The following is a 22,163-nucleotide window of genomic DNA, read 5'->3' as shown; positions in this document are numbered from 1 at the left end:
GGAATCACTCCGGACCGTTGCGCGCAGGCACAGTTCGAGCAAGGCGGCGGGGCACAGGCCACGCATTCGCCCTCTCAACATCCTTTCGCATCGGTAAACAAGTATTGCGGACTTGCTTCAGAGGGAATCTCAATTACTGCATAAATATGATGAGCAGACCGCTCATCGAGAAAGCTTCCAGCGGATCCTCAAGTTATCGGGAATCCGCACACAGGTCAAATGGCAATCTTATTTATACAAAAATGTGCTATAGAGCTGTTAATGCGATGATATATAAGCGTATTTGTGCTTTTTTACATTGCATTTACCTACCTGAATACACCTGGTGAATGTGATCTCTCTCACTATCTGTAAGCGGTATAATCTCGGATCTGTGCTGAATGCTCTTTTTATCGCAGTAGAATATTCTACCGAGGGGCGTGAATGCCCATGATGACACTGTTTTTAATCTGTGACGGCAATCGTGAAAATTGAGGGGGGAACATAAGGAAAAGTAATCACCCAGAGGGTGAATGAAATTGCAGTTATCTTGATTGTTTATGCAATAGATGTAAGGTCTCCGGGGCGCTTGATCCAGGTCATCGCCGAAAGAGACTAAAAATGGCAGGCTTTGCACCTCTTTGAAAGGCGCGGTCTATCAGATTATGCAGTTACAGAAATTAGTCAATATGTTTGGTGGGGATCTTTCACGCCGCTATGGCGAAAAGGTTCATAAGCTCACGCTGCACGGCGGTTTCAGCTGCCCAAACCGCGATGGCACCCTTGGACGTGGCGGCTGTACGTTCTGTAATGTCGCCTCGTTTGCCGATGAAACTCAGCAGCACAAATCCATTGCCGATCAGCTGGCGCATCAGGCGCACCTCGTCAATCGCGCCAAACGCTATCTGGCCTACTTCCAGGCCTATACCAGCACCTTCGCTGAAGTCCAGGTGCTTCGGTCGATGTATCAACAGGCGGTCAGCCAGGCTAATATTGTTGGCCTGTGTGTGGGCACTAGGCCGGACTGCGTGCCGGAAGCGGTGCTGGATTTACTCAGTGAATATAAAGATCAGGGTTACGAAGTGTGGCTGGAGCTGGGCCTGCAAAGCGCAAAGGATAAAACTCTGCATCGCATTAACCGTGGTCACGATTTTGCCTGCTATCAGGCAACCACACGCTTAGCGCGCGAGCGCGGGTTGAAAGTGTGTACGCACCTGATTGTAGGCTTGCCTGGCGAAGGGCAAACAGAGTGCCTGGAGACGCTGAATAAAGTGGTCGATACCGGCGCAGACGGCATCAAGCTGCATCCTCTGCATATCGTGGCTGGCAGCATTATGGCGAAAGCGTGGGAAGCCGGACGGCTTCAGGGCATTGAGCTCGACGAGTACACCATCACGGCAGGGGAAATGATTCGCCATACGCCGCCGGAAATCGTCTATCACCGAATCTCGGCCAACGCCCGCCGCCCGACGTTATTGGCCCCGCTATGGTGTGAGAACCGTTGGACCGGGATGCTGGAACTGGACAAATATCTCAATGAACACGGCGTTCAGGGGTCCGCATTAGGTCAGGGTTGGATTGCCCCCTCTCCCTAGCCCTCTCTCGGCGGGAGAGGGAATCCGACCGAGCAGAATGTCACCGCAGCGGGTATCAGACCGCACCTGATCCCAATCTTCCCCGCATTTTTCGCACAACCTTCAACGCGTTGCTCAGAATTGGGTATTATTGAGCGACGTTGTGGTGAAGGAAATCCCTATGAAGCAAATTCGAATGCTTGCGCAGTACTATGTCGACCTGATGATGAAGCTCGGCCTGGTACGCTTCTCAATGCTGCTCGCACTGGCGCTGGTGGTGCTGGCAATTGTGGTGCAGATGGCTGTCACCATGGTTCTGCATGGTCAGGTTGAAAGCATTGATGTCATCCGCTCCATCTTCTTTGGTTTGTTGATTACGCCCTGGGCGGTCTATTTTCTGTCGGTAGTGGTGGAGCAACTGGAGGAGTCTCGCCAGCGTCTGTCAAAGCTGGTGGAGAAACTGGAGGAGATGCGCGACCGCGACCTGAAGCTCAATGTGCAGCTTAAAGACAACATTGCGCAGCTCAACCAGGAAATCAGCGATCGTGAGAAAGCAGAGGCTGAGCGCCAGACCACGCTGGAGCAGCTCAAAATTGAGATGAAAGAGCGCGAAGAAACCCAGATCCAGCTAGAGCAGCAATCATCCTTCCTGCGCTCGTTCCTCGATGCGTCCCCGGATTTGGTCTTCTACCGCAACGAAGACAAAGAATTTTCCGGCTGTAACCGCGCAATGGAATTGCTCACCGGGAAAAGTGAAAAGCAGCTGATTCACCTGAAGCCCGCCGATGTGTATTCCGAGGAAGCGGCGGCGAAAGTGATTGAAACCGACGAGAAAGTCTTCCGCCACAACGTTTCGCTGACCTATGAACAATGGCTTGATTACCCGGACGGGCGTAAAGCCTGCTTCGAAATCCGTAAAGTGCCGTACTACGACCGCGTCGGCAAACGCCATGGCTTGATGGGCTTTGGCCGTGATATTACCGAACGTAAGCGCTATCAGGACGCCCTTGAACGTGCCAGCCGTGACAAGACCACCTTCATTTCGACCATCAGCCACGAACTGCGTACTCCGCTGAACGGTATTGTCGGCCTGAGCCGTATTCTGCTCGACACGGAGTTAACCTCCGAGCAGGAGAAGTATCTGAAAACCATCCACGTTTCTGCCGTGACGTTGGGGAATATCTTCAACGATATTATCGATATGGATAAGATGGAACGCCGTAAAGTCCAGTTGGATAACCAGCCGGTCGACTTCACGGGCTTCCTTGCGGATTTAGAAAATCTGTCGGGGCTGCAGGCGCAGCAGAAAGGACTGCGCTTCGTGATGGAACCGACCTTGCCACTGCCGCATAAAGTCACGACGGACGGGACTCGTCTGCGGCAGATCCTCTGGAACCTGATCAGCAATGCGGTCAAGTTTACCCAGCAGGGCACTGTCGCTGTACGGATTCGCTATGGTGAAGGTGAAATGCTGCACTTCGAGGTGGAAGATTCCGGCATGGGCATCCCACAGGAAGAGCAGGACAAGATTTTCGCCATGTATTATCAGGTCAAAGACAGCCAGGGCGGGAAACCTGCGACGGGCACCGGGATTGGTCTCGCTGTTTCACGTCGTCTGGCGAAGAGCATGGGCGGCGATATCACCGTGGTCAGCCAGCCAGGGCAGGGTTCCATCTTTACCTTGACGGTTCATGCGCCTGCTGTGGCCGAAGAAGTCGAAGATACGCTGGATGACGATGAGATGCCGCTGCCAGCGCTGCACGTGCTGTTGGTTGAAGACATCGAGCTGAACGTGATTGTTGCACGCTCGGTGCTTGAAAAGCTGGGTAATAGCGTGGATGTGGCGATGACCGGCACCGCTGCGCTGGAAATGTTCTCTCCTGCTGACTACGACCTGGTGCTGCTGGATATTCAGCTGCCGGATATGACCGGGCTGGATATCTCGCGTGAGCTGAAGCAGCGTTATCACGCCGATGAATTACCGCCGCTGGTGGCGCTGACGGCCAACGTGCTGAAAGACAAAAAAGAGTACCTCGATGCGGGCATGGATGACGTGCTTAGCAAACCGCTGGCGGTGCCTGCGCTGACCGCCATGATTAAAAAATTCTGGGACACCCCTGACGATGAGGAGAACCGCGTGACGACATCTGACAACAGCAAATCATCTGCCGTACTCGATACCGATATGCTTGAGCAATATATCGAGCTGGTGGGACCCAAACTGATTACCGACGGACTGGCTGTGTTTGAGAAGATGATGCCGGGCTATCTGGCGGTGCTGGAATCTAACCTGACGGCTCGTGACCAGAAAGGCATTGTTGAGGAAGGGCATAAAATCAAAGGGGCAGCAGGATCGATTGGTTTGCGCCATATCCAGCAGTTGGGGCAGCAAATTCAAACCCCAGATTTACCCGCCTGGTGGGATAACGTGGGTGAATGGATTGAAGAGATGAAAACCGAGTGGCAACAGGATGTGGCGACGCTGAAAGCCTGGGTGGCGAACCGATAAAAAAATGACCCCGGTCTAGCCGGGGTGCGCGAATACTGCGCCAACACCAGGGAAAACGTGGCTGCGCCTTTGGAGTTTTCATGTGTTGAACAGACGCAACCTGAGAATGGGATTGCACGTTCATTAAGATAGCAAAACTTAAATTATTTGTTACGTAAATCAGTAAAATGTGTGAAGCATGGCGGTTAAATCAAAATTATTCATGGGCTTCAGACAGTTGCCTTAAAGGAAACGCGAGATGAAAAAAATTGGCGTAGTGCTGAGCGGCTGCGGTGTGTATGACGGTAGCGAAATTCATGAAGCGGTGATTACCTTGTTGGCCATTGCGCGTAACGGTGCACAGGCGGTCTGTTTCGCGCCGGATAAAGGGCAATCAGATGTCATTAACCATTTGACTGGTGAATCAATGGCCGAGAGCCGCAATGTGCTGATTGAAGCCGCCCGTCTTGCTCGCGGCGATATTCAGCCGTTATCGCAGGCCAGTGTGGAAACGCTGGATGCGTTGATTGTCCCTGGTGGGTTTGGTGCGGCCAAAAACCTCAGCAATTTCGCTTCCCAGGGCAGTGATTGCCATGTCGATGCGGAGTTAAAAGCGCTCACGCTCGCGATGCATCAGGCGGGGAAACCGCTCGGTTTCATGTGTATTGCCCCAGCGATGCTACCGAAGATTTTTGACTTCCCACTGCGCATCACTATCGGCACCGATATCGATACGGCGGAGGTGCTGGAAGCGATGGGCGCAGAACATGTGCCTTGTCCGGTGGACGATATTGTGGTCGATGAAGAGAACAAAGTTGTCACCACCCCAGCATATATGCTGGCGCAGGATATTGCTGAAGCGGCCACCGGGATAGAAAAGCTGGTGTCACGCGTACTGGCGCTTAGCGAATGAGTCGGCGGCGTTCCCCGATGGCCTGGCTAAAACGCATATTGCTCAGGGTTGTGTTGGTGCTGGTGGTATTTTGGGGCGGCGGTATCGCGCTTTTCAGCGTGTTGCCGGTGCCGTTTTCAGCCGTGATGGTTGAGCGTCAGCTAGGCGCGATCTTCAGCGGCAATTTCCACTATCTCGCGCACTCTGATTGGGTGAGCATGGATGAGATGACACCGTGGATGGGGCTGGCGGTCATCGCCGCAGAAGATCAGAAATTCCCTGATCACTGGGGCTTTGATGTAGGCGCAATAGAAAAAGCGCTGGCCCATAACGAACGCAACGAAAACCGCATTCGCGGGGCTTCCACGCTGTCACAGCAAACCGCTAAAAATCTGTTTCTGTGGGATGGCCGAAGCTGGTTGCGCAAAGGACTGGAAGCGGGTCTGACGGTGGGCATTGAAACCGTCTGGAGTAAAAAGCGCATTCTGACCGTCTACCTGAACATTGCCGAATTTGGCGAGGGCACTTTTGGCGTTGAAGCGGCCTCGCAGCGCTATTTTCATAAGCCAGCAAGCAAGCTGACGATGTCCGAGGCGGCACTTCTGGCTGCCGTTTTGCCAAACCCGATTAAATTCCGCGCCGATGCGCCTTCAGGTTATATCCGCAGCCGACAGGCGTGGATTTTACGCCAGATGCGTCAATTGGGCGGGGAAGAGTTTATGCGGGATAACAAGCTATATTAAGCCGGGCATCTGGCTTTGAGATCTCCCCCTCTCCCTAACCCTCTCCCTCAGGGAGAGGGGACAGTTGTGTGCAGTTTGATAGCCCGCGCCTCAGGGAGAGGGGACTGTTTGGCCTGGCTTTCTCCCTCTCCCTTGAGGGAGAGGGCAGGGGAGAGGGGGTAATGCTAAGGGAGAAGCAAATCAGGCTGAATCAGTCTTCATCAAACCCGGCATTAAACAGCGCGATGACTGCTGCGAGGGCTTCTTCTTCCTGTGGGCCGCTGGCTTCTATCTCAATCTGACGGCCTTTCGCGGAATCCAGCATCAGCAGCGCGATAACGCTGCTGGCTTCCGCTTCAGTGCCTTCGTCATTACGCAGCAGCACTTCGGCATCAAACGTCTGCACCAGTTCAAACAGCTTCATCGCCGGGCGGGCGTGCATGCCCAGCTTATTCGTGATTTCAACGGTTTGCTTTACGCTCATGTTTTACGTTTTTCCAGCGTCCTGTGACGTGACTGAACGTTCTTGCCGCGCGAGCGGAAGTAGTCAGCAAGCTGCTCGGCAATATATACCGAACGATGTTTACCGCCGGTACAACCAATCGCCACTGTCAGATAGCTACGATTGTTGGTTTCCAGCATAGGTAACCATAGCTCAAGATAACTGCGCGTTTGATAGATAAAATTGTGAACTTCTGTGTGCCTGTCGAGGAACGCCGCCACCGGTTTATCGAGGCCGGTCATTGGGCGGAGTTTTGGGTCCCAGTGCGGGTTTGGCAGGAAACGCACGTCAAACACATAATCCGCATCGATGGGGATACCGTGTTTAAAGCCGAACGATTCAAACACCATTGTCAGCTCACGCTCACGCTTGCCCAGCAGGCGAGTACGCAGCATTTCTGCCAGCTCATGGACTGACATTTCTGAGGTGTCGACAATCAGGTCTGCGCGGGAACGCAGAGGTTCCAGCAGATCGCTTTCCTGATCGATGGCGCTTTCCAGTGACAAATTCTTGCTTGAGAGCGGATGCAGGCGACGCGTATCGCTGTAGCGACGAATCAACGTGTTGCGGTCAGCATCAAGGAACAGCAACTGCGGAGAGAATGTCTCCGGCAGGTTTTGCATTGCCTGTTCGAAAATCTCCGGGGATTCCGGCATGTTACGGACATCAATGCTGACCGCTGCAGAAATCTGCCGGTCAGCAAGGCTTTTCGCCAGTTCGGGCAACAGCACTACTGGCAGGTTATCCACGCAGTAAAAGCCCATATCTTCCAGCGCGCGCAGGGCAACAGATTTACCTGAGCCCGAGCGGCCGCTGACGATCATCAGTACCATCAGCCGTTTCTCCTTACGACAACCACGCTCCCGTTAGGCATCATCATCACTGACCTCTTCGCCAGTGATAATTTCATACAGTTCCTGATCGCTTTGCGCGCTGCGCAGGCGACGGCAGATAGTCTTATCCGCCAGGCGTTTGGCCACCAGAGAGAGAGTATGCAAATGGGTTTTGGTTTGATCGGCTGGCACCAGCAGGGCAAACAGCAGATCGACCGGCTGATTATCAATCGCATCAAAGGCGATAGGCGTATCAAGTTGCACGAACACGCCGACAGCGCGGAGCGTATCCTCTTCCAGCTTACCGTGAGGAATGGCGATACCGTTACCAATGCCTGTACTGCCCATTTTTTCACGGGTCAGGATCGCTTCGAATACCACCTGTGGCGGTAAGCTCAGCTGTTTTGCGGCCAGTTCACTGATAATTTCCAGCGCGCGCTTCTTACTTTGGCAGTGAACTGCACTGCGGGTACATTCCTGGTTAAGGACATTGCTCAATTGCAGAGCCGAATCGTTGTTCATCATAATTTCACCTGCGTACCGCCTGACCCGAAGGACCGGGACAGGCGTACGCCCGGACAATTAGTGTTGTTTCAGTTTATCTTTATGTTTGGTCAACTGGCGTGCCAGCTTATCAATCAGGCCGTCGATGGCGGCATACATATCCTGCCCTTCCGCACTGGCATGAATTTCGCCCCCGTTCACATGCAGGGTGGCGTCCGAGATATGAGTCACTTTTTCCACTTTTAACACAATATAGACCTGATTGATCCGTTCGAAAAACTGCTCAAGCTTCGCAAATTTTGCATTCACAAACTCGCGCAGAGCGTCAGTGATTTCGACGTTGTGTCCTGTGATATTGAGCTGCATAGTGTCTTCCTTATCGGTTGTGTCAGACCAGCTGTTTACGCTGGTTGGACGGCGGAATGGATAAAGACTCTCGGTACTTTGCAACGGTGCGGCGTGCCACCATGATACCCTGTTCGGACAGCATGGAGGTCAGCTTACTGTCACTCAGTGGTTTCGCGGGATTTTCCGCGGCAATTAACTTCTTCACCAACGCTCGAATGGCCGTGGACGAGGCTTCGCCGCCGCCTTCGGTGTTCACATGGCTGGAGAAGAAATACTTAAGCTCAAAAATGCCTCGTGGGCTGTGAAGATACTTTTGCGTCGTCACGCGTGAAATCGTGGATTCATGCATTTCCACAGCCTGGGCGATATCCGCCAGCACCATGGGTTTCATGAACTCTTCGCCTTGCTCGAAAAACGCCTGCTGTTGCTCAACGATGCAACGGCTCACCCGCAGCAGCGTGTCATTGCGGCTTTCCAGGCTTTTAATGAGCCATTTGGCTTCCTGCAAATTACTGCGAATGAACTGGTTGTCAGCCTCGTTTTTAGCGGTATTGCACATCCCGGCATAGTGCTGGTTAATCTGCAGGCGCGGAATGCTGTCAGAATTGAGCTCGACAGTCCAGCGGCCGCTGATTTTACGGACCAGCACATCAGGAATGACATACTCTGGCTCGCCGGTCTGAATAGACTGACCAGGGCGCGGGTCCAGCGATTGTATCAGCGTGACGGCTTCTTTCAGCACGTCTTCTTTGAGACGTGTGACGCGCATCAGAGAACGAAAATCGTGATTCGCCAGCAGATCGAGGTGATCGCTGATGATCTTTCGCGCTTCTTCAAGCCACGGCGTCTCTTTGGCAAACTGAGAAAGCTGGATCAACAGGCAATCGCGTAAATCTTTCGCGGCGACACCGACAGGATCGAAGCGCTGAATGCGCTTGAGCACCGCTTCCACTTCATCAAGATCCAACTCGTCGTTGCCGATGCTTTCGAGGATCTCTTCGACGGTGGCCGTGAGATAACCTGTGTCATCAACGGCATTGACGATAGAGGTGGCGATGGCGCGATCGGTGTCGGAAAAAGGGGTCAGCTCCACTTGCCACATCAGATAGTCCTGAAGCGATTGCGTGGTTTCACCCTGATAGACAGGTAATTCGTCGTCCTGATAATCAGTACCGGTGCCGGAAGGGGTACCCGCGGTGTAGATTTCGTCCCAACTGGCATCGAGCGGCAGCTCGTCCGGCATCTCTTTTTGTTCGAGTGCATCGACGGTGTCGAAGGCTTCGTTGTCAGTTTCTTCTTGCGAATCAACTTCTTCGTGAAGATCGGTTTGCTCAAGCAGGGGATTACTCTCCAGCGCTTGCTGGAGTTCCTGTTGCAGCTCGAGCGTAGAAAGCTGCAACAAGCGAATAGCCTGTTGCAGTTGCGGCGTCATGGCGAGCTGTTGACTGAGCCTTAATTGCAAACCTTGCTTCATAATCAGGGCAAATATCTCCGACCAGAAATGTCTGTAGTCACTACCCTATCAGAGTCTGAAGTCTTCCCCAAGATACACACGCTTAACATGTTCGTCTTGAAGGATTTGTTCTGGCGTGCCGTGGGCAATCAGATGCCCCTGGCTTACGATGTAAGCACGTTCACAAACCGCTAACGTTTCACGAACGTTGTGGTCGGTGATGAGCACACCAAGACCGCTGTCGCGCAGATGCTCAATGATGCGTTTGATGTCGATGACCGAGATAGGGTCAACACCGGCAAACGGTTCATCGAGCAGGATAAATTTCGGATTTGCCGCAAGCGCACGGGCAATTTCGACACGGCGGCGCTCGCCCCCGGACAGGGCCTGACCGAGGCTGTCACGCAGATGTTCGATGTGAAACTCTTCCATCAGCTCGTTGGCACGATCAACACGTTGCTCATTGGTGAGGTCATCACGGATTTGCAACACAGCCATCAGGTTGTCGAACACGCTCAGACGGCGGAAAATAGAGGCTTCCTGCGGCAGGTAGCCGATACCCCGGCGTGCACGTGCATGCAGCGGCAGCAGGCTGATGTCTTCATCATCAATAATGATGTTGCCCGCATCGCGGGACACAATGCCGACCACCATGTAGAAGGTGGTGGTTTTGCCTGCACCGTTAGGCCCCAACAGGCCAACGATTTCACCCGAATTGACCGTCAGGCTGACGTCTTCAACCACCCGACGTCCCTTATAGGCTTTCGCAAGATTCTTCGCAGTTAATGTTGCCATAACGTATTAGTTACTCTTCTTTTGCTCAGCCGGTTTGTTGGCGCCGCTCTTATCCTGCAGCTGCGACGGTACCAGAACGGTTGTTACGCGCTTACCTTTGTCGCTAAACGCCTGCATTTTTTGCTCTTTCACCAGATAGGTAATTTTGTCACCGGTGATATTGCTGTCGAGCTGTTCCAGATAAGCCTTGCCGGTCAGGACGACCAGATCGCTGGCAACTTCATAATGCATTTTGGAGGCGTGACCTTTAACAGGTTTTCCGCTGTCCTGCATCTGATAGAAGGTGGCCGGATTACCGTAGCCATCAATCGTCTCTTTGCCTTTTTCGCCCGCAGGACGAGTTACCACGACTTTATCGGCATTAATCTTGATGCTGCCCTGAGTCACGATGACGTTGCCGGTAAACGTTGCCACGTTGCCCTGCATGTCGAGGGATTGCTGATCGGACTCAATGTGAATCGGCTGATCGGTATCGCCCGTCAACGCCAGCGCTGGCAGACTGGCGGCCAGCAAAGCACTGGCGAGAGCAAGCTTGAGGCTGAATTTATTTGTTTTGAATTTCATAAGAGGTTCTCACCTTTTCAATCAGCTCGGCGTTTTTGCTGCGTAAGTTGCCGCGCATTTTAAGGCCGCTGGAATTAAATGTTGTACCGTACAAAGTCACCAGATCGTCTGAACTCACATCTTGAGTGACCAGATTCACAATGGCATTGTCCGTCGTGACTTTGCGAAGTTGAGAGTCGGGCGTCAACGCGTTGATCTCAACGTGTCCGTAAAGATACAGCATACGGTCATTTGTCAGTTTGGCCTTATCGGCCCTGATGGACCACGTCGGCACTTTATTGACGTCAAAAGTGGTTAAGAACGGTCGGGTGAACCAGGAAATGGCCTGATCGGAAAAATACTCGACATGCTCTGCGATTAACCGGTAGTTCAGCGCACCTTCAGGGCTGTAAACCACCGTATCAGTGTGCTCACTTTTGTACGTCGGATCGTTATTGCTGACCACGGCCTGCGTGGTGTCGTCTTTATCGACCAGGTTAAAGCCAATCAGCACCAGCGCCAGCAGTGAAAGCAGAATGATAACCCAACGTCTGGTTTTACTCATATTGATTGCCCTTTGGCTTCATCCAGTTTGCCCTGAGCCAGCAGCAGCAGGTCGCAGACTTCACGAACCGCGCCACGTCCGCCATCAATGCGGGTCACATAATCCGCGCGTGGTGGCAACAGCGGATGGGCATCTGCAACGGCGACACTCAGGCCAACGTCAGCCATCACTGGCCAGTCAATCAGGTCGTCACCGACATAAGCCACTTCATCCGGACGTAAAGATAACGTCTTCAGGAGCTCGCGGTAAGCAATGAGCTTATCCGACTGCCCTTGCCACAGATGGGTAATGCCCAGCGTTTTGCAGCGGTCTTCTACCAGTTTAGCTTTTCGCCCGGTGATGATTGCAACTTCTATGCCTGAAGTCAGCGCACAACGTATCCCGTAGCCATCGCGAACGTTAAAGGCTTTCAGCTCTTCACCGTTGTTGCCCATATAAATCAAACCGTCAGACAGGACGCCATCGACATCAAGGATCAGCAGACGGATTTTCTCCGCCCGCTCGATAACCTGCGTACTGACCGGGCCATAGCAGGTCGTTACCGACGCGCCAGCATTACTCATTGTTTTTTCCTTACTTACACTACGCCAGCGCGCAGCAGATCATGCATATGTAACACACCCAGCAGATGGTCGCCATCAGCAACCATCACGCAGGTGATATGACGGGACTGCATCAGGTTCAGGGCATCTACCGCCAGAATGCCCGGACGAACACGAACGCCACCGTGCGTCATGACATCGGCAATACTGAGATCGCGCACATCAACGCCCATATCGAATACCCGACGCAGGTCGCCATCGGTGAAAATACCTTCGATTTGCATTTGATCGTCGCAGATAACGGTCATGCCCAGATTTTTGCGCGTGATCTCCAGCAACGCATCGCGAAGGGAGGCGTCTTTGCTGACCTGGGGAATTTCGTCACCAGTGTGCATGATGTCATTGACGCGTAAAAGCAATTTGCGCCCAAGTGCGCCGCCTGGGTGCGAAAGCGCGAAGTCTTCAGCGGTGAAACCACGAGCTTTCAGTAAAGCAACGGCAAGGGCATCGCCCATCACCAACGCCGCCGTGGTGCTGGACGTTGGGGCAAGCCCGAGCGGGCAGGCTTCTTTGGGGACGCTGACACAAAGATGAATGTCGGCGGCTTTCGCCATGCTGCTCTCAGGGCGGCTGGTCATGCAGATAAGCGGCACATGAAGGCGTTTGAGCACAGGAATGAGCGCCAGAATTTCGTTTGATTCGCCAGAGTTGGATAAGGCGATGACCACATCCTGTGGCGTGACCATCCCCAGATCACCGTGTGCGGCCTCGCCAGGATGCACAAAGAAAGAGGAAGTGCCGGTGCTGGCGAACGTAGCAGCCATCTTGCGGCCAATGTGCCCGGATTTGCCCATGCCCATCACCACAACTTTACCGCCGCAGTCGGCTATTTTCTCGCAGGCGAGGGCGAAGTCCTGATTAATGTATTGATCGAGCTGAGCCAGACCTTCACGTTCAATCTCCAGCACCTCAAGGCCTGCCTGCTGAAAGTCAAAATCCGGTTGCAAATCTATTTGCGACATAATGTTATCCCGATTCACTCTGCGAAAAACGGCGTGCCCCACCAAAGGAACGCCAGCCAAACGATAAAGCAGCCCGTCAACAACGCGCCTGCGCCTTTACCAATTTGCGGTTTTCGGCGCCAGCACAGCAGGGCAAAAATCACGCTGACCAGCACCATCACCCCGTAATCACGGCTAAACGCCAACGGGTTGAACTCTCCTGGCGCAATGAACGCCGGAATGCCCATCACGATGGCGATATTAAAAATGTTGGAGCCGATGATATTACCGATGGCGATATCGTCTTCTCCTTTCCGTGCGCCGGCTATCGCCGTCGCAAGCTCCGGCAGGCTGGTGCCGATAGCAATAACGGTCAGGCCGATGGTCAGTTCGCTCATCGCAAAATAGTTCGCCAGCACGGTGGCGTTATCCACCACCATACGGGTCGCCATCGGCATGATAATCAGCGCCACACCAAGCCACAGACAGGCGACGGGCAAAGAACCTTCTCTCGGCAGCTCGGCAAGCTGTTCTCGCGTCAGGCTGTCATTGCCTTGTCGCTCGGCGAGCCGGGCGATTTTCACAATATAAAACAACCACAAGGCGGCGAGAGCAAACAGGAAGCAGCCATCCATTCTGGTGAGCTGCCCATCATACAGCACAAAACCTGCGAAAAGACTTACGACTAACATTAGCGGCAATTCGCGGCGCAGGATATCGGAATGGACGGTAAATGAATGAAGCAGCGCAGCCAGGCCGAGGATCAGCAGAATGTTAATGATATTCGAGCCGATAGCTGTGCCAATAGCGAGATCGATTTGCCCGTGAAAAGAAGCGGTGACAGAGACAATAATCTCGGGTAACGAGGTGCCGACACTGACCACCGTCATGCCAATGATCAGCGGCGGAAGATTCATTGCGCGGCAAAGTATCGAGGCTGCGAAGACCAGACGATCGGCACTGTAGACCACCAGAAGTAAACCAATTATTAACAGAGCCGTCGCTAAAAGCATCTAAAGTCCTTTCTTCAGGTATAATCGCCAACCAACTTGCACCCTACGCAAGGCGTGGACGAATTCTTAATTTTGACTTTATGCGTTGAAAAAGTAAAACAAATGCCTGCTTTCGCTAACCACGGCGGGTAAGATTCTGTAAAAATGATGGGTTAGTGGCGTCATAACACGCCATGCTTAACCTGATGAGGTTTTTCCAGGGATAACCTATGAACCAGAAACCGGATAATTTGGTCGACGTCCGTGGTGTCAGTTTTACTCGCGGTACGCGAACAATTTTCGACAACATCTCTTTGTCGGTACCGCGTGGGAAGATTACAGCCATCATGGGGCCGTCAGGGATCGGCAAAACAACACTGCTGCGTCTTATTGGCGGGCAAATTCCGCCTGACGGCGGTGAAATTCTTTTCGACGGCGAAGACGTGCCAAAGATGTCTCGCTCGCGCCTGTATGCAGTCCGTAAGCGGATGAGCATGCTGTTTCAGTCCGGCGCGTTGTTTACCGATATGAATGTTTTCGATAACGTCGCTTATCCGCTGCGCGAACACACGCGTCTGCCTGCGGCGTTACTGAAAAGCACGGTGATGATGAAGCTTGAAGCGGTCGGATTGCGCGGTGCGGCTAAACTGATGCCTTCTGAGCTGTCTGGCGGGATGGCGCGGCGCGCGGCGCTGGCCCGTGCGATTGCACTTGAGCCCGATCTCATCATGTTCGATGAGCCCTTTGTTGGCCAGGACCCCATCACCATGGGCGTGCTGGTAAAACTGATTTCAGAGCTCAACAGCGCACTGGGCGTGACTTGCATCGTGGTGTCTCATGATGTGCCGGAAGTGCTGAGCATCGCGGATTACGCCTATATCGTTGCCGATAAAAAAATCGTCGCTCATGGCAGCGCGCAATCGCTACAGGACAACAGCGATCCGCGTGTGCGTCAGTTCCTCGATGGTATCGCCGACGGCCCGGTGCCGTTCCGCTATCCGGCGGGCGAGTATCGTCACGATCTTCTCGGAACAGGGAGTTAAGTTACTCATGCTGTTAAATGCACTGGCTTCGCTGGGTCATCGGGGGATTAAAACCCTGAGGACTTTTGGGCGGGCTGGGTTGATGTTATTCAACGCCATCGTTGGCAAGCCCGAGTTTCGTAAGCATGCGCCGTTATTAGTGCGTCAGCTCTATAACGTTGGCGTGCTGTCGATGCTGATCATTCTGGTCTCGGGCGTGTTCATCGGTATGGTGCTGGGCCTTCAGGGCTATCTGGTGCTGACGACCTACAGCGCAGAAACCAGTCTTGGCATGCTGGTGGCGCTGTCGCTGCTGCGTGAACTGGGGCCGGTGGTTGCGGCTTTGCTGTTTGCGGGGCGCGCAGGGTCTGCGCTGACGGCTGAAATTGGCCTGATGCGCGCCACCGAACAGCTCTCCAGCATGGAGATGATGGCGGTGGACCCGCTGCGCCGCGTGATTGCCCCACGTTTTTGGGCGGGTGTTATTTCGCTCCCGCTGCTGACTATCATCTTTGTTGCCGTTGGCATCTGGGGTGGTTCTTTGGTGGGCGTGAGCTGGAAAGGTATTGATGCGGGGTTCTTCTGGTCGGCGATGCAAAATGCCGTGGACTGGCGAATGGACCTGGTGAACTGCGTGATTAAAAGCGTGGTCTTCGCCATTACCGTAACGTGGATTGCGTTGTTCAACGGGTATGATGCGATCCCCACTTCCGCCGGGATCAGCCGTGCAACGACCCGCACCGTGGTGCACTCGTCGCTGGCGGTGCTGGGGCTGGATTTTGTGCTGACTGCACTGATGTTTGGGAATTGAGTTCATGCAAACGAAAAAAAGTGAAATCTGGGTAGGCGTATTTCTGTTAGTGGCATTTCTGGCGGCGCTGTTTGTGTGCCTGAAAGCGGCAGACGTCACCTCTTTACGGACTGAACCGACTTATCAGGTGTATGCCACTTTCGATAATATCGGTGGCCTGAAAGCGCGTTCACCGGTACGTATCGGGGGCGTTGTCGTAGGCCGTGTGGCCGATATTACGCTCGATCCAAAAACATACCTGCCGCGCGTGACGCTGGATATCGAAGAGAAATACAACCAGATCCCGGATACCAGTTCGCTGGCTATCCGCACTTCAGGGCTGCTGGGTGAGCAGTATCTGGCGCTGAATGTCGGTTTTGACGATCCGGAAATGGGGACGTCTATGCTTAAAGAAGGCAGCACTATCCAGGACACGAAATCAGCCATGGTGTTGGAAGACCTCATTGGCCAGTTCCTTTACAACAGCAAAGGTAGCGACACTAAGACGACAGGCGATGCGCAAAGCCCGGCGGAAGACCATACTGATGCAGCCGCGCCGGCTGGAGCGACGCACTAATTTCAGGAGACTTACTTCATGTTTAAACGTGTACTCATGATTGCCATGCTGGTGATTGCCCCACTGACGGCGGCAACGGCAGCCGATCAGTCAAATCCTTATAAACTGATGAACGAAGCGGCGCAGAAAACCTTTGACCGCCTCAAAAACGAGCAGCCAAAAATTCGTTCCAACCCGGATTACCTGCGTCAGATAGTCGACCAGGAATTGATGCCGTATGTTCAGGTGAAGTATGCCGGAGCGCTGGTATTGGGCCGCTACTACCGTGATGCGACGCCAGCTCAGCGTGAAGCCTATTTTGCGGCGTTCCACGAATACCTGAAGCAGGCTTACGGCCAGGCACTGGCGATGTACCATGGTCAGACTTACCAGATTGCACCGGAACAACCGCTGGGCGATGCGACGATTTTACCGATTCGCGTGACCATCATTGACCCCAATGGCCGCCCACCGGTTCGCCTTGATTTCCAGTGGCGTAAAAATACCCAAACGGGCAACTGGCAGGCGTTTGACATGATTGCCGAAGGGGTCAGCATGATCACCACCAAACAGAATGAGTGGAGCGATCTGCTGCGTACCAAAGGCATCGATGGCCTGACCGCGCAGTTGCAGTCTATTGCTAAGCAGCCCATCACGCTGGATCAGAAAAAGTAATGGCCGATTCGCTTCGCTGGACGCGGGAAGCCGGGCAATTACGCCTGCAAGGGGAACTTGATCAGGATTTTCTGGTTCCTCTTTGGGACGCTCGCGAAGAGGCCACTCTGGGCGTCGACACGATTGACCTCAGTCAGATTAGCCGTGTGGACACCGCAGGTGTTGCGCTGCTTATCCATCTGGTGGCGCTCATTCGCGCTCAGGGCAATCAGGTGACTATCGTCGGCAAAAGCGAAAAGATGAATACGCTGGTGCAACTTTACAACCTTCCCGTCGACCTGATCCCTTAACGTATTCAATGCATTATTCTTAAAAGCCTCAACGTTTTGTGCGTCGGGGCTTTTTGTCTGTTTAAGACCGCTTCACTTTCCTCTAAGATATTGGGCTGTTTTCACTATCAGATGAAATTACCCCATGGAAAATCATGAAATTCAGACGGTGCTCATGAATGCACTCTCCCTTCAGGAAGCCCACGTCACTGGCGACGGCAGTCACTTTCAGGTTATTGCCGTGGGCAGTCTGTTTGATGGTATGAGCCGGGTAAAGAAACAGCAGGCCGTTTATGCCCCGCTGATGGAATACATTGCTGATAACCGCATTCATGCCCTGTCGATCAAGGCGTATACCCCGACCGAATGGGAACGCGATCGCAAGCTCAACGGTTTTTGAGCGACGGGCAGCCGCCCTTCGCGCAGGTGAATTTTAAAAGAGATATCAACGAATGGATAAATTTCGTGTACAGGGGCCAACGCGTCTTCAGGGCGAAGTGAGCATCTCCGGCGCTAAAAATGCTGCGCTGCCGATCCTCTTCGCGGCACTGTTGGCGGAAGAGCCAGTAGAAATTCAGAACGTGCCGAAGCTGAAAGACATCGACACCACCATGAAGCTGCTGAGCCAGTTGGGCACCAAAGTCGATCGCAACGGATCTGTCTGGATCGATGCCAGCAACGTGAACGTGTTCTGCGCTCCTTATGAGCTGGTGAAAACCATGCGTGCTTCTATCTGGGCGCTGGGTCCGCTGGTGGCTCGTTTTGGTCAGGGCCAGGTTTCTCTGCCGGGTGGTTGCGCTATTGGCGCACGTCCAGTCGATTTGCATATCACCGGCCTTGAGCAACTGGGCGCGGAGATCAAACTGGAAGAAGGTTACGTTAAAGCTTCCGTGAATGGCCGCCTGAAAGGTGCCCATATCGTGATGGACAAAGTGAGCGTAGGCGCCACTGTCACCATCATGAGTGCCGCGACGCTTGCCGAAGGGACGACCATCATCGAAAACGCCGCGCGCGAGCCGGAAATCGTTGATACGGCTAACTTCCTCAACACGCTGGGCGCGAAAATCACTGGCCAGGGTTCCGACCGTATTACCATCGAAGGCGTGCCGCGTCTGGGTGGCGGTGTGTACCGTGTTCTGCCAGACCGTATCGAAACCGGTACGTTCCTGGTGGCTGCTGCTATCTCTGGCGGGAAAATTGTTTGTCGTCATGCTCAGCCGGATACGCTTGATGCGGTACTGGCGAAACTGCGTGAAGCAGGGGCAGATATCGAAGTCGGTGAAGACTGGATCAGCCTTGACATGCACGGTAAACGCCCGAAAGCGGTCAACGTGCGCACCGCTCCACATCCTGGTTTCCCAACGGACATGCAGGCTCAGTTCACTCTGTTGAACCTGGTGGCGGAAGGAACGGGTGTGGTAACAGAAACCATCTTCGAAAACCGCTTCATGCACTTACCGGAACTGATCCGTATGGGTGCACATGCAGAAATCGAAAGTAATACCGCGATTTGCCACGGCGTTGAGAAACTTTCTGGCGCTCAGGTGATGGCGACCGATCTGCGTGCTTCTGCAAGCCTGGTGCTGGCTGGCTGTATTGCAGAAGGAACAACGGTTGTAGAACGTATTTACCACATCGATCGTGGCTACGAGCGTATCGAAGATAAACTTCGTGCGTTGGGCGCTAACATCGAACGTATCAAAGGCGAGTAATCTCGCTTTTCAGTCTGGCATCCCCCCGTCTTAACCGACGCGGGGGTTGCTGGATTGACTCACTTCTCTTTCAGTTGTCTTCTCTGCTGCGTTCTGTCGATAAATTCGTGAGTGATAGGATCGTGGTAACGCGATGGCCAGATAATCCATGGGTCAGTGCCCAATGCTGTGGCAATGATCATCTCACCTTTCGGCCAGGGTCGGGTAAGCGCATTAGCCAGTGTTGATGAGCTAAGGCCATTCTTACGGGATTCTGCCGCTAACGATGTTCCTTTCTTGCGCAGTCCGGCAATAATATCTGCAGGATGCCAGTCGATAAATTTATCCATACTTTCTCCCTGTTGATAAACCAATAACCCCTTTCTGGTGGGGGTTGTACTATAGCGCTGAAAGCGATGTAGTTCTAAAAAGTTCAAGTAAAGGGAAAGGATATTCGGATTAAATTAAGATGTTGCCAGGCGCGGACAGGAGAGGGTGCTTTAATAGAACTTTCCCGCGCAGAGCGCGGGAACAGATTAGTGGTCGCGTTGTACTGCGATGTGCGCGAGGGCAATCAATGCTTCACGCCATGGCGTATCGGGAAGAGATTGCAGGGAGTCGATAGCTTTGTCTGCTTCTTCTTCAGCGCGTTGACGGGTCCATTCCAGAGAACCGCAGGCGGCCATGGCTTCCAATACAGGTTCGAGTAAATGGCGACCGTTGCCTTCCTCGATAGCCTGGCGGATCATCGCAGCTTGCTCTGGCGTACCGTTGCGCATGGCATGCAGCAGAGGCAGCGTTGGCTTGCCTTCGTTAAGATCGTCACCGACATTTTTACCCAGCGTTTCGCCGTCTGCGCTGTAGTCGAGCAGATCGTCAATCAACTGGAAGGCAGTGCCAAGATAACGGCCATAATCCTGCAGCCCTTTCTCTTGTTCGGTGGTGCAGCCCGCAAGAAGCCCTGAACACTGCGCGGCGGCTTCAAACAGACGTGCGGTTTTGCTGTAGATAACCCGCATGTAGTTCTCTTCCGTAATGTTCGGATCGTTAACGTTCATCAATTGCAGCACTTCACCCTCTGCAATCACGTTAACGGCTTCGGACATCACTTCCAGGATCTTCAACGATCCGAGACTGGTCATCATCTGGAATGCGCGAGTATAGATAAAATCGCCCACCAGAACGCTGGCAGCATTGCCAAACGCGGCGTTGGCGGTGGCTTTACCTCGACGCATGTCAGATTCATCCACAACGTCATCATGCAGTAGGGTGGCGGTGTGGATAAACTCGATCAGTGCAGCGATAGTGACGTGTGCATTTCCCTCATAGCCGACAGCGCGTGCTGCCAGAACTGCGATCATTGGACGAATGCGTTTCCCGCCTCCGCTGACGATGTAGTAGCCTAACTGGTTGATCAGTTGGACGTCAGAATTGAGCTGCTCAAGGATTGCCGCATTCACTCCCGCCATATCTTGCGCGGTTAACTCATTGATTTTTTCTAAATTCATCGCAAAAGCCGGGCTTAATGTCCTGTTTACCGCTTATCCATAAGGGATAACGAAGAGATTGGTTTACAATTGTAGCCCTGATTGTACTGAAAAAACGGCGCAGATAAACGTTACCGTGCGGGTTGTATTTTTTTTCTGCATGGAACGACAAACACTCTTGTCAAAGGCTCTCGTTTTGCGTAATATTCGCGCCCTATTGTGAATATTTATAGCGCACTCTGAATCACACGAGGATGTGCGCGGAAGCGGAGTTTTATATGTACGCGGTTTTCCAAAGTGGTGGTAAACAACACCGAGTAAGCGAAGGTCAGACCGTTCGCCTGGAAAAGCTGGACATCGCAACTGGCGAAACTGTTGAGTTCGCTGAAGTTCTGATGATCGCAAACGGTGAAGAAGTCAAAATCGGCGTTCCTTTCGTTGATGGCGGCGTAATCAAAGCTGAAGTTGTTGCTCACGGTCGTGGCGAGAAAGTTAAAATCGTTAAGTTTCGTCGTCGTAAACACTATCGTAAGCAGCAGGGCCATCGTCAGTGGTTCACTGATGTGAAAATTACTGGCATCAGCGCCTAAGACCTGAGGAGTAGATTAAATGGCACATAAAAAGGCTGGCGGCTCAACTCGTAACGGTCGCGACTCAGAAGCTAAACGTCTGGGTGTAAAACGTTTCGGTGGCGAAACTGTTCTGGCAGGTAGCATCATCGTTCGTCAACGTGGTACCAAATTCCACGCTGGCAACAACGTTGGTTGCGGCCGTGACCACACTCTGTTTGCTAAAGCAGACGGTAAAGTGAAATTCGAAGTTAAAGGTCCGAACAACCGTAAATTCATCAGCATCGTTGCTGAGTAAGTTTTTCGGTCCGGTAACGGATGAAAGCCCCGCAACGTGTTGCGGGGCTTTTTACATTGAGAGTCCGGAAAATTTCTGACAGGGATAACGGGCATGAAGCAGCAAGCGGGCATTGGTATTCTTTTGGCGCTCACCACCGCGATGTGTTGGGGTGCGTTGCCGATTGCAATGAAGCAGGTGCTGGAGGTGATGGAACCTCCTACCATCGTGTTCTACCGCTTCCTGATGGCGAGTCTCGGTCTGGGGACCATTCTTGCTATCAAAGGCAAACTTCCGCAGTTGCATCTTTTTCGCAAGCCGCGTTGGCTGGTGCTGTTGGCCATCGCCACGGGTGGGCTGTTTGGTAACTTCATTCTGTTCAGTTCGTCCCTGCAGTATTTGAGCCCTACGGCATCGCAGGTGATAGGACAACTCTCGCCTGTGGGGATGATGGTGGCGAGCGTCGTCATCCTGAAAGAGAAAATGCGTGGCACCCAGATAATCGGTGCCGCAATGTTGCTTTGTGGGCTGATGCTCTTCTTCAACACCAGCCTGATTGAGATTTTCACACGCCTGACGGATTACACCTGGGGTGTCATTTTCGGTGTTGGCGCGGCAACGGTCTGGGTGAGTTATGGGGTCGCGCAAAAGGTGTTATTGCGCCGTCTGGCCTCACAGCAGATCCTGTTTTTGCTGTACACTTTATGTACGATAGCGTTATTGCCGTTAGCCAGGCCGGGCGTAATTGCTCAGTTGAGTGACTGGCAACTGGCGTGCCTGATTTTTTGCGGGCTCAACACCCTGGTGGGTTATGGGGCACTGGCGGAAGCCATGGCCCGTTGGCAGGCGGCGCAGGTCAGCGCTCTGATTACGCTGACCCCGCTGTTTACACTGTTATTTTCAGATTTGTTATCAATGGCCTGGCCCGATTTCTTCGCCAGACCGATGTTAAACCTTTTAGGTTATCTCGGTGCGTTTGTCGTGGTTGCGGGCGCGATGTATTCCGCCATTGGTCATCGTCTATGGGGACGGTGGCGTAAGCGTGAAGCGGTAGTCCCGTTACCCCGCTCAGGCGAATGATTTACGGAGAGTAA

The 22,163-nt window shown here is 53.2% G+C and carries 27 protein-coding genes; 14 read left to right on the top strand and 13 right to left on the bottom strand.

Annotated elements, in window-relative coordinates:
* Nucleotides 1-644 precede the first annotated feature (644 nt).
* The 4 genes from ACI2I2_RS08815 to mtgA all read left to right on the top strand — a co-directional run bounded on the left by ACI2I2_RS08815 (nt 645) and on the right by mtgA (nt 5,676).
* Complete coding sequence (locus tag ACI2I2_RS08815; protein ID WP_404657577.1) at nt 645-1,574, top strand: TIGR01212 family radical SAM protein; 930 nt, start codon at nt 645-647, stop codon at nt 1,572-1,574.
* 160 nt (nt 1,575-1,734) lie between these two features.
* Nucleotides 1,735-4,062: an aerobic respiration two-component sensor histidine kinase ArcB gene (gene arcB, locus ACI2I2_RS08810; protein WP_404657576.1), complete on the top strand. Its 2,328-nt coding sequence runs from the start codon at nt 1,735-1,737 to the stop codon at nt 4,060-4,062.
* A gap of 238 nt (nt 4,063-4,300) precedes the next feature.
* The gene (elbB, locus tag ACI2I2_RS08805) at nt 4,301-4,954 is read left to right on the top strand and encodes an isoprenoid biosynthesis glyoxalase ElbB (RefSeq protein ID WP_404657575.1); all 654 of its coding nucleotides are present in this window, start codon (nt 4,301-4,303) and stop codon (nt 4,952-4,954) included.
* Complete coding sequence (mtgA, locus tag ACI2I2_RS08800) at nt 4,951-5,676, top strand: monofunctional biosynthetic peptidoglycan transglycosylase (protein ID WP_404657573.1); 726 nt, start codon at nt 4,951-4,953, stop codon at nt 5,674-5,676. The genes elbB and mtgA overlap by 4 nt, the downstream gene beginning before the upstream one ends.
* A 190-nt stretch (nt 5,677-5,866) precedes the next feature.
* Here the strand turns inward: mtgA and npr are convergent, their stop codons facing one another.
* Genes npr through ACI2I2_RS08745 form a run of 11 tightly spaced genes read right to left on the bottom strand, consistent with a single transcriptional unit; the run spans nt 5,867 to nt 13,754 of the window.
* Nucleotides 5,867-6,139, bottom strand: a complete 273-nt coding sequence (gene npr, locus ACI2I2_RS08795; RefSeq protein WP_330983995.1) for a PTS phosphocarrier protein NPr — start codon at nt 6,137-6,139, stop codon at nt 5,867-5,869.
* Nucleotides 6,136-6,990, bottom strand: coding sequence for an RNase adapter RapZ (gene rapZ / locus ACI2I2_RS08790; protein ID WP_404657572.1), 855 nt, complete (start codon nt 6,988-6,990; stop codon nt 6,136-6,138). The genes npr and rapZ overlap by 4 nt, the downstream gene beginning before the upstream one ends.
* Nucleotides 6,991-7,023: 33 nt before the next feature.
* On the bottom strand, nt 7,024-7,515 hold the full coding sequence (gene ptsN, locus ACI2I2_RS08785) for a PTS IIA-like nitrogen regulatory protein PtsN (protein WP_404657571.1): 492 nt from the start codon (nt 7,513-7,515) through the stop codon (nt 7,024-7,026).
* Between the two features lie 57 nt (nt 7,516-7,572).
* A complete protein-coding gene (gene hpf, locus ACI2I2_RS08780; RefSeq protein WP_330983992.1) occupies nt 7,573-7,860 on the bottom strand; it encodes a ribosome hibernation promoting factor in 288 nt (95 codons plus the stop codon).
* Nucleotides 7,861-7,882: 22 nt separating this feature from the next.
* On the bottom strand, nt 7,883-9,316 hold the full coding sequence (gene rpoN, locus ACI2I2_RS08775) for an RNA polymerase factor sigma-54 (RefSeq protein ID WP_404657570.1): 1,434 nt from the start codon (nt 9,314-9,316) through the stop codon (nt 7,883-7,885).
* A 48-nt stretch (nt 9,317-9,364) separates the two neighbouring features.
* Nucleotides 9,365-10,090, bottom strand: a complete 726-nt coding sequence (gene lptB, locus ACI2I2_RS08770) for an LPS export ABC transporter ATP-binding protein (RefSeq protein WP_330983990.1) — start codon at nt 10,088-10,090, stop codon at nt 9,365-9,367.
* 6 nt (nt 10,091-10,096) lie between these two features.
* Nucleotides 10,097-10,654 (bottom strand): lipopolysaccharide ABC transporter substrate-binding protein LptA, encoded by a 558-nt coding sequence (gene lptA / locus ACI2I2_RS08765; RefSeq protein ID WP_404657569.1) that lies wholly within the window; start codon nt 10,652-10,654, stop codon nt 10,097-10,099.
* Complete coding sequence (lptC, locus tag ACI2I2_RS08760; protein ID WP_404657568.1) at nt 10,635-11,198, bottom strand: LPS export ABC transporter periplasmic protein LptC; 564 nt, start codon at nt 11,196-11,198, stop codon at nt 10,635-10,637. The genes lptA and lptC overlap by 20 nt, the downstream gene beginning before the upstream one ends.
* Nucleotides 11,195-11,761: a 3-deoxy-manno-octulosonate-8-phosphatase KdsC gene (gene kdsC / locus ACI2I2_RS08755; RefSeq protein WP_330983987.1), complete on the bottom strand. Its 567-nt coding sequence runs from the start codon at nt 11,759-11,761 to the stop codon at nt 11,195-11,197. Before kdsC ends, lptC begins: the two co-directional genes overlap by 4 nt.
* A gap of 14 nt (nt 11,762-11,775) precedes the next feature.
* On the bottom strand, nt 11,776-12,762 hold the full coding sequence (gene kdsD, locus ACI2I2_RS08750; RefSeq protein WP_404657567.1) for an arabinose-5-phosphate isomerase KdsD: 987 nt from the start codon (nt 12,760-12,762) through the stop codon (nt 11,776-11,778).
* A 14-nt stretch (nt 12,763-12,776) separates the two neighbouring features.
* Entirely contained in the window at nt 12,777-13,754 is a 978-nt protein-coding gene (locus tag ACI2I2_RS08745; RefSeq protein WP_404657566.1) for a calcium/sodium antiporter, read from the bottom strand.
* Nucleotides 13,755-13,963: 209 nt separating this feature from the next.
* Between ACI2I2_RS08745 and mlaF the strand changes: the two genes are divergently transcribed.
* The 7 genes from mlaF to murA all read left to right on the top strand — a co-directional run bounded on the left by mlaF (nt 13,964) and on the right by murA (nt 18,757).
* On the top strand, nt 13,964-14,776 hold the full coding sequence (mlaF, locus tag ACI2I2_RS08740) for a phospholipid ABC transporter ATP-binding protein MlaF (RefSeq protein WP_404657565.1): 813 nt from the start codon (nt 13,964-13,966) through the stop codon (nt 14,774-14,776).
* A gap of 7 nt (nt 14,777-14,783) precedes the next feature.
* Nucleotides 14,784-15,566, top strand: coding sequence for a lipid asymmetry maintenance ABC transporter permease subunit MlaE (mlaE, locus tag ACI2I2_RS08735; RefSeq protein ID WP_330983983.1), 783 nt, complete (start codon nt 14,784-14,786; stop codon nt 15,564-15,566).
* Nucleotides 15,567-15,570: 4 nt separating this feature from the next.
* Complete coding sequence (gene mlaD, locus ACI2I2_RS08730) at nt 15,571-16,122, top strand: outer membrane lipid asymmetry maintenance protein MlaD (RefSeq protein ID WP_404657564.1); 552 nt, start codon at nt 15,571-15,573, stop codon at nt 16,120-16,122.
* Between the two features lie 18 nt (nt 16,123-16,140).
* Nucleotides 16,141-16,776, top strand: a complete 636-nt coding sequence (gene mlaC, locus ACI2I2_RS08725; RefSeq protein ID WP_404657563.1) for a phospholipid-binding protein MlaC — start codon at nt 16,141-16,143, stop codon at nt 16,774-16,776.
* On the top strand, nt 16,776-17,066 hold the full coding sequence (mlaB, locus tag ACI2I2_RS08720; RefSeq protein WP_404657562.1) for a lipid asymmetry maintenance protein MlaB: 291 nt from the start codon (nt 16,776-16,778) through the stop codon (nt 17,064-17,066). Before mlaC ends, mlaB begins: the two co-directional genes overlap by 1 nt.
* A 124-nt stretch (nt 17,067-17,190) precedes the next feature.
* A complete protein-coding gene (gene ibaG / locus ACI2I2_RS08715) occupies nt 17,191-17,445 on the top strand; it encodes a BolA family iron metabolism protein IbaG (RefSeq protein WP_404657561.1) in 255 nt (84 codons plus the stop codon).
* A gap of 52 nt (nt 17,446-17,497) precedes the next feature.
* The gene (gene murA / locus ACI2I2_RS08710) at nt 17,498-18,757 is read left to right on the top strand and encodes a UDP-N-acetylglucosamine 1-carboxyvinyltransferase (RefSeq protein WP_404657560.1); all 1,260 of its coding nucleotides are present in this window, start codon (nt 17,498-17,500) and stop codon (nt 18,755-18,757) included.
* A gap of 59 nt (nt 18,758-18,816) precedes the next feature.
* Here murA and sfsB read toward each other — a convergent pair whose 3' ends face one another.
* Nucleotides 18,817-19,086: a DNA-binding transcriptional regulator SfsB gene (gene sfsB, locus ACI2I2_RS08705; RefSeq protein ID WP_404657559.1), complete on the bottom strand. Its 270-nt coding sequence runs from the start codon at nt 19,084-19,086 to the stop codon at nt 18,817-18,819.
* 186 nt (nt 19,087-19,272) lie between these two features.
* The gene (gene ispB, locus ACI2I2_RS08700; RefSeq protein ID WP_404657558.1) at nt 19,273-20,244 is read right to left on the bottom strand and encodes an octaprenyl diphosphate synthase; all 972 of its coding nucleotides are present in this window, start codon (nt 20,242-20,244) and stop codon (nt 19,273-19,275) included.
* Nucleotides 20,245-20,501: 257 nt separating this feature from the next.
* Here ispB and rplU point away from each other — a divergent pair, with 257 nt between their 5' ends.
* From rplU to ACI2I2_RS08685, 3 genes are all read left to right on the top strand, one after another.
* On the top strand, nt 20,502-20,813 hold the full coding sequence (gene rplU / locus ACI2I2_RS08695) for a 50S ribosomal protein L21 (RefSeq protein ID WP_000271401.1): 312 nt from the start codon (nt 20,502-20,504) through the stop codon (nt 20,811-20,813).
* A gap of 19 nt (nt 20,814-20,832) precedes the next feature.
* Nucleotides 20,833-21,090, top strand: coding sequence for a 50S ribosomal protein L27 (gene rpmA, locus ACI2I2_RS08690; protein ID WP_097164196.1), 258 nt, complete (start codon nt 20,833-20,835; stop codon nt 21,088-21,090).
* Between the two features lie 93 nt (nt 21,091-21,183).
* Nucleotides 21,184-22,149 (top strand): DMT family transporter, encoded by a 966-nt coding sequence (locus tag ACI2I2_RS08685; RefSeq protein WP_404657557.1) that lies wholly within the window; start codon nt 21,184-21,186, stop codon nt 22,147-22,149.
* Nucleotides 22,150-22,163 lie beyond the last annotated feature (14 nt).

The sequence above is a fragment of the Scandinavium sp. NPDC088450 genome, from assembly GCF_044900545.1.
Classification (GTDB): Bacteria; Pseudomonadota; Gammaproteobacteria; order Enterobacterales; family Enterobacteriaceae; genus Scandinavium.
Note: the sequence above shows the minus strand (reverse complement) of the source record. Positions and strands in the feature narration are given on the sequence as shown.

Excerpts from the sequence above, each read along its gene's own strand:
- ACI2I2_RS08815 (WP_404657577.1), top strand. The coding sequence starts at position 645 with ATGCAGTTACAGAAATTAGTCAATATGTTTGGTGGGGATCTTTCACGC.
- arcB (WP_404657576.1), top strand. The coding sequence starts at position 1,735 with ATGAAGCAAATTCGAATGCTTGCGCAGTACTATGTCGACCTGATGATG.
- elbB (WP_404657575.1), top strand. The coding sequence starts at position 4,301 with ATGAAAAAAATTGGCGTAGTGCTGAGCGGCTGCGGTGTGTATGACGGT.
- mtgA (WP_404657573.1), top strand. The coding sequence starts at position 4,951 with ATGAGTCGGCGGCGTTCCCCGATGGCCTGGCTAAAACGCATATTGCTC.
- npr (WP_330983995.1), bottom strand. The coding sequence starts at position 6,139 with ATGAGCGTAAAGCAAACCGTTGAAATCACGAATAAGCTGGGCATGCAC.
- rapZ (WP_404657572.1), bottom strand. The coding sequence starts at position 6,990 with ATGGTACTGATGATCGTCAGCGGCCGCTCGGGCTCAGGTAAATCTGTT.
- ptsN (WP_404657571.1), bottom strand. The coding sequence starts at position 7,515 with ATGATGAACAACGATTCGGCTCTGCAATTGAGCAATGTCCTTAACCAG.
- hpf (WP_330983992.1), bottom strand. The coding sequence starts at position 7,860 with ATGCAGCTCAATATCACAGGACACAACGTCGAAATCACTGACGCTCTG.
- rpoN (WP_404657570.1), bottom strand. The coding sequence starts at position 9,316 with ATGAAGCAAGGTTTGCAATTAAGGCTCAGTCAACAGCTCGCCATGACG.
- lptB (WP_330983990.1), bottom strand. The coding sequence starts at position 10,090 with ATGGCAACATTAACTGCGAAGAATCTTGCGAAAGCCTATAAGGGACGT.
- lptA (WP_404657569.1), bottom strand. The coding sequence starts at position 10,654 with ATGAAATTCAAAACAAATAAATTCAGCCTCAAGCTTGCTCTCGCCAGT.
- lptC (WP_404657568.1), bottom strand. The coding sequence starts at position 11,198 with ATGAGTAAAACCAGACGTTGGGTTATCATTCTGCTTTCACTGCTGGCG.
- kdsC (WP_330983987.1), bottom strand. The coding sequence starts at position 11,761 with ATGAGTAATGCTGGCGCGTCGGTAACGACCTGCTATGGCCCGGTCAGT.
- kdsD (WP_404657567.1), bottom strand. The coding sequence starts at position 12,762 with ATGTCGCAAATAGATTTGCAACCGGATTTTGACTTTCAGCAGGCAGGC.
- ACI2I2_RS08745 (WP_404657566.1), bottom strand. The coding sequence starts at position 13,754 with ATGCTTTTAGCGACGGCTCTGTTAATAATTGGTTTACTTCTGGTGGTC.
- mlaF (WP_404657565.1), top strand. The coding sequence starts at position 13,964 with ATGAACCAGAAACCGGATAATTTGGTCGACGTCCGTGGTGTCAGTTTT.
- mlaE (WP_330983983.1), top strand. The coding sequence starts at position 14,784 with ATGCTGTTAAATGCACTGGCTTCGCTGGGTCATCGGGGGATTAAAACC.
- mlaD (WP_404657564.1), top strand. The coding sequence starts at position 15,571 with ATGCAAACGAAAAAAAGTGAAATCTGGGTAGGCGTATTTCTGTTAGTG.
- mlaC (WP_404657563.1), top strand. The coding sequence starts at position 16,141 with ATGTTTAAACGTGTACTCATGATTGCCATGCTGGTGATTGCCCCACTG.
- mlaB (WP_404657562.1), top strand. The coding sequence starts at position 16,776 with ATGGCCGATTCGCTTCGCTGGACGCGGGAAGCCGGGCAATTACGCCTG.
- ibaG (WP_404657561.1), top strand. The coding sequence starts at position 17,191 with ATGGAAAATCATGAAATTCAGACGGTGCTCATGAATGCACTCTCCCTT.
- murA (WP_404657560.1), top strand. The coding sequence starts at position 17,498 with ATGGATAAATTTCGTGTACAGGGGCCAACGCGTCTTCAGGGCGAAGTG.
- sfsB (WP_404657559.1), bottom strand. The coding sequence starts at position 19,086 with ATGGATAAATTTATCGACTGGCATCCTGCAGATATTATTGCCGGACTG.
- ispB (WP_404657558.1), bottom strand. The coding sequence starts at position 20,244 with ATGAATTTAGAAAAAATCAATGAGTTAACCGCGCAAGATATGGCGGGA.
- rplU (WP_000271401.1), top strand. The coding sequence starts at position 20,502 with ATGTACGCGGTTTTCCAAAGTGGTGGTAAACAACACCGAGTAAGCGAA.
- rpmA (WP_097164196.1), top strand. The coding sequence starts at position 20,833 with ATGGCACATAAAAAGGCTGGCGGCTCAACTCGTAACGGTCGCGACTCA.
- ACI2I2_RS08685 (WP_404657557.1), top strand. The coding sequence starts at position 21,184 with ATGAAGCAGCAAGCGGGCATTGGTATTCTTTTGGCGCTCACCACCGCG.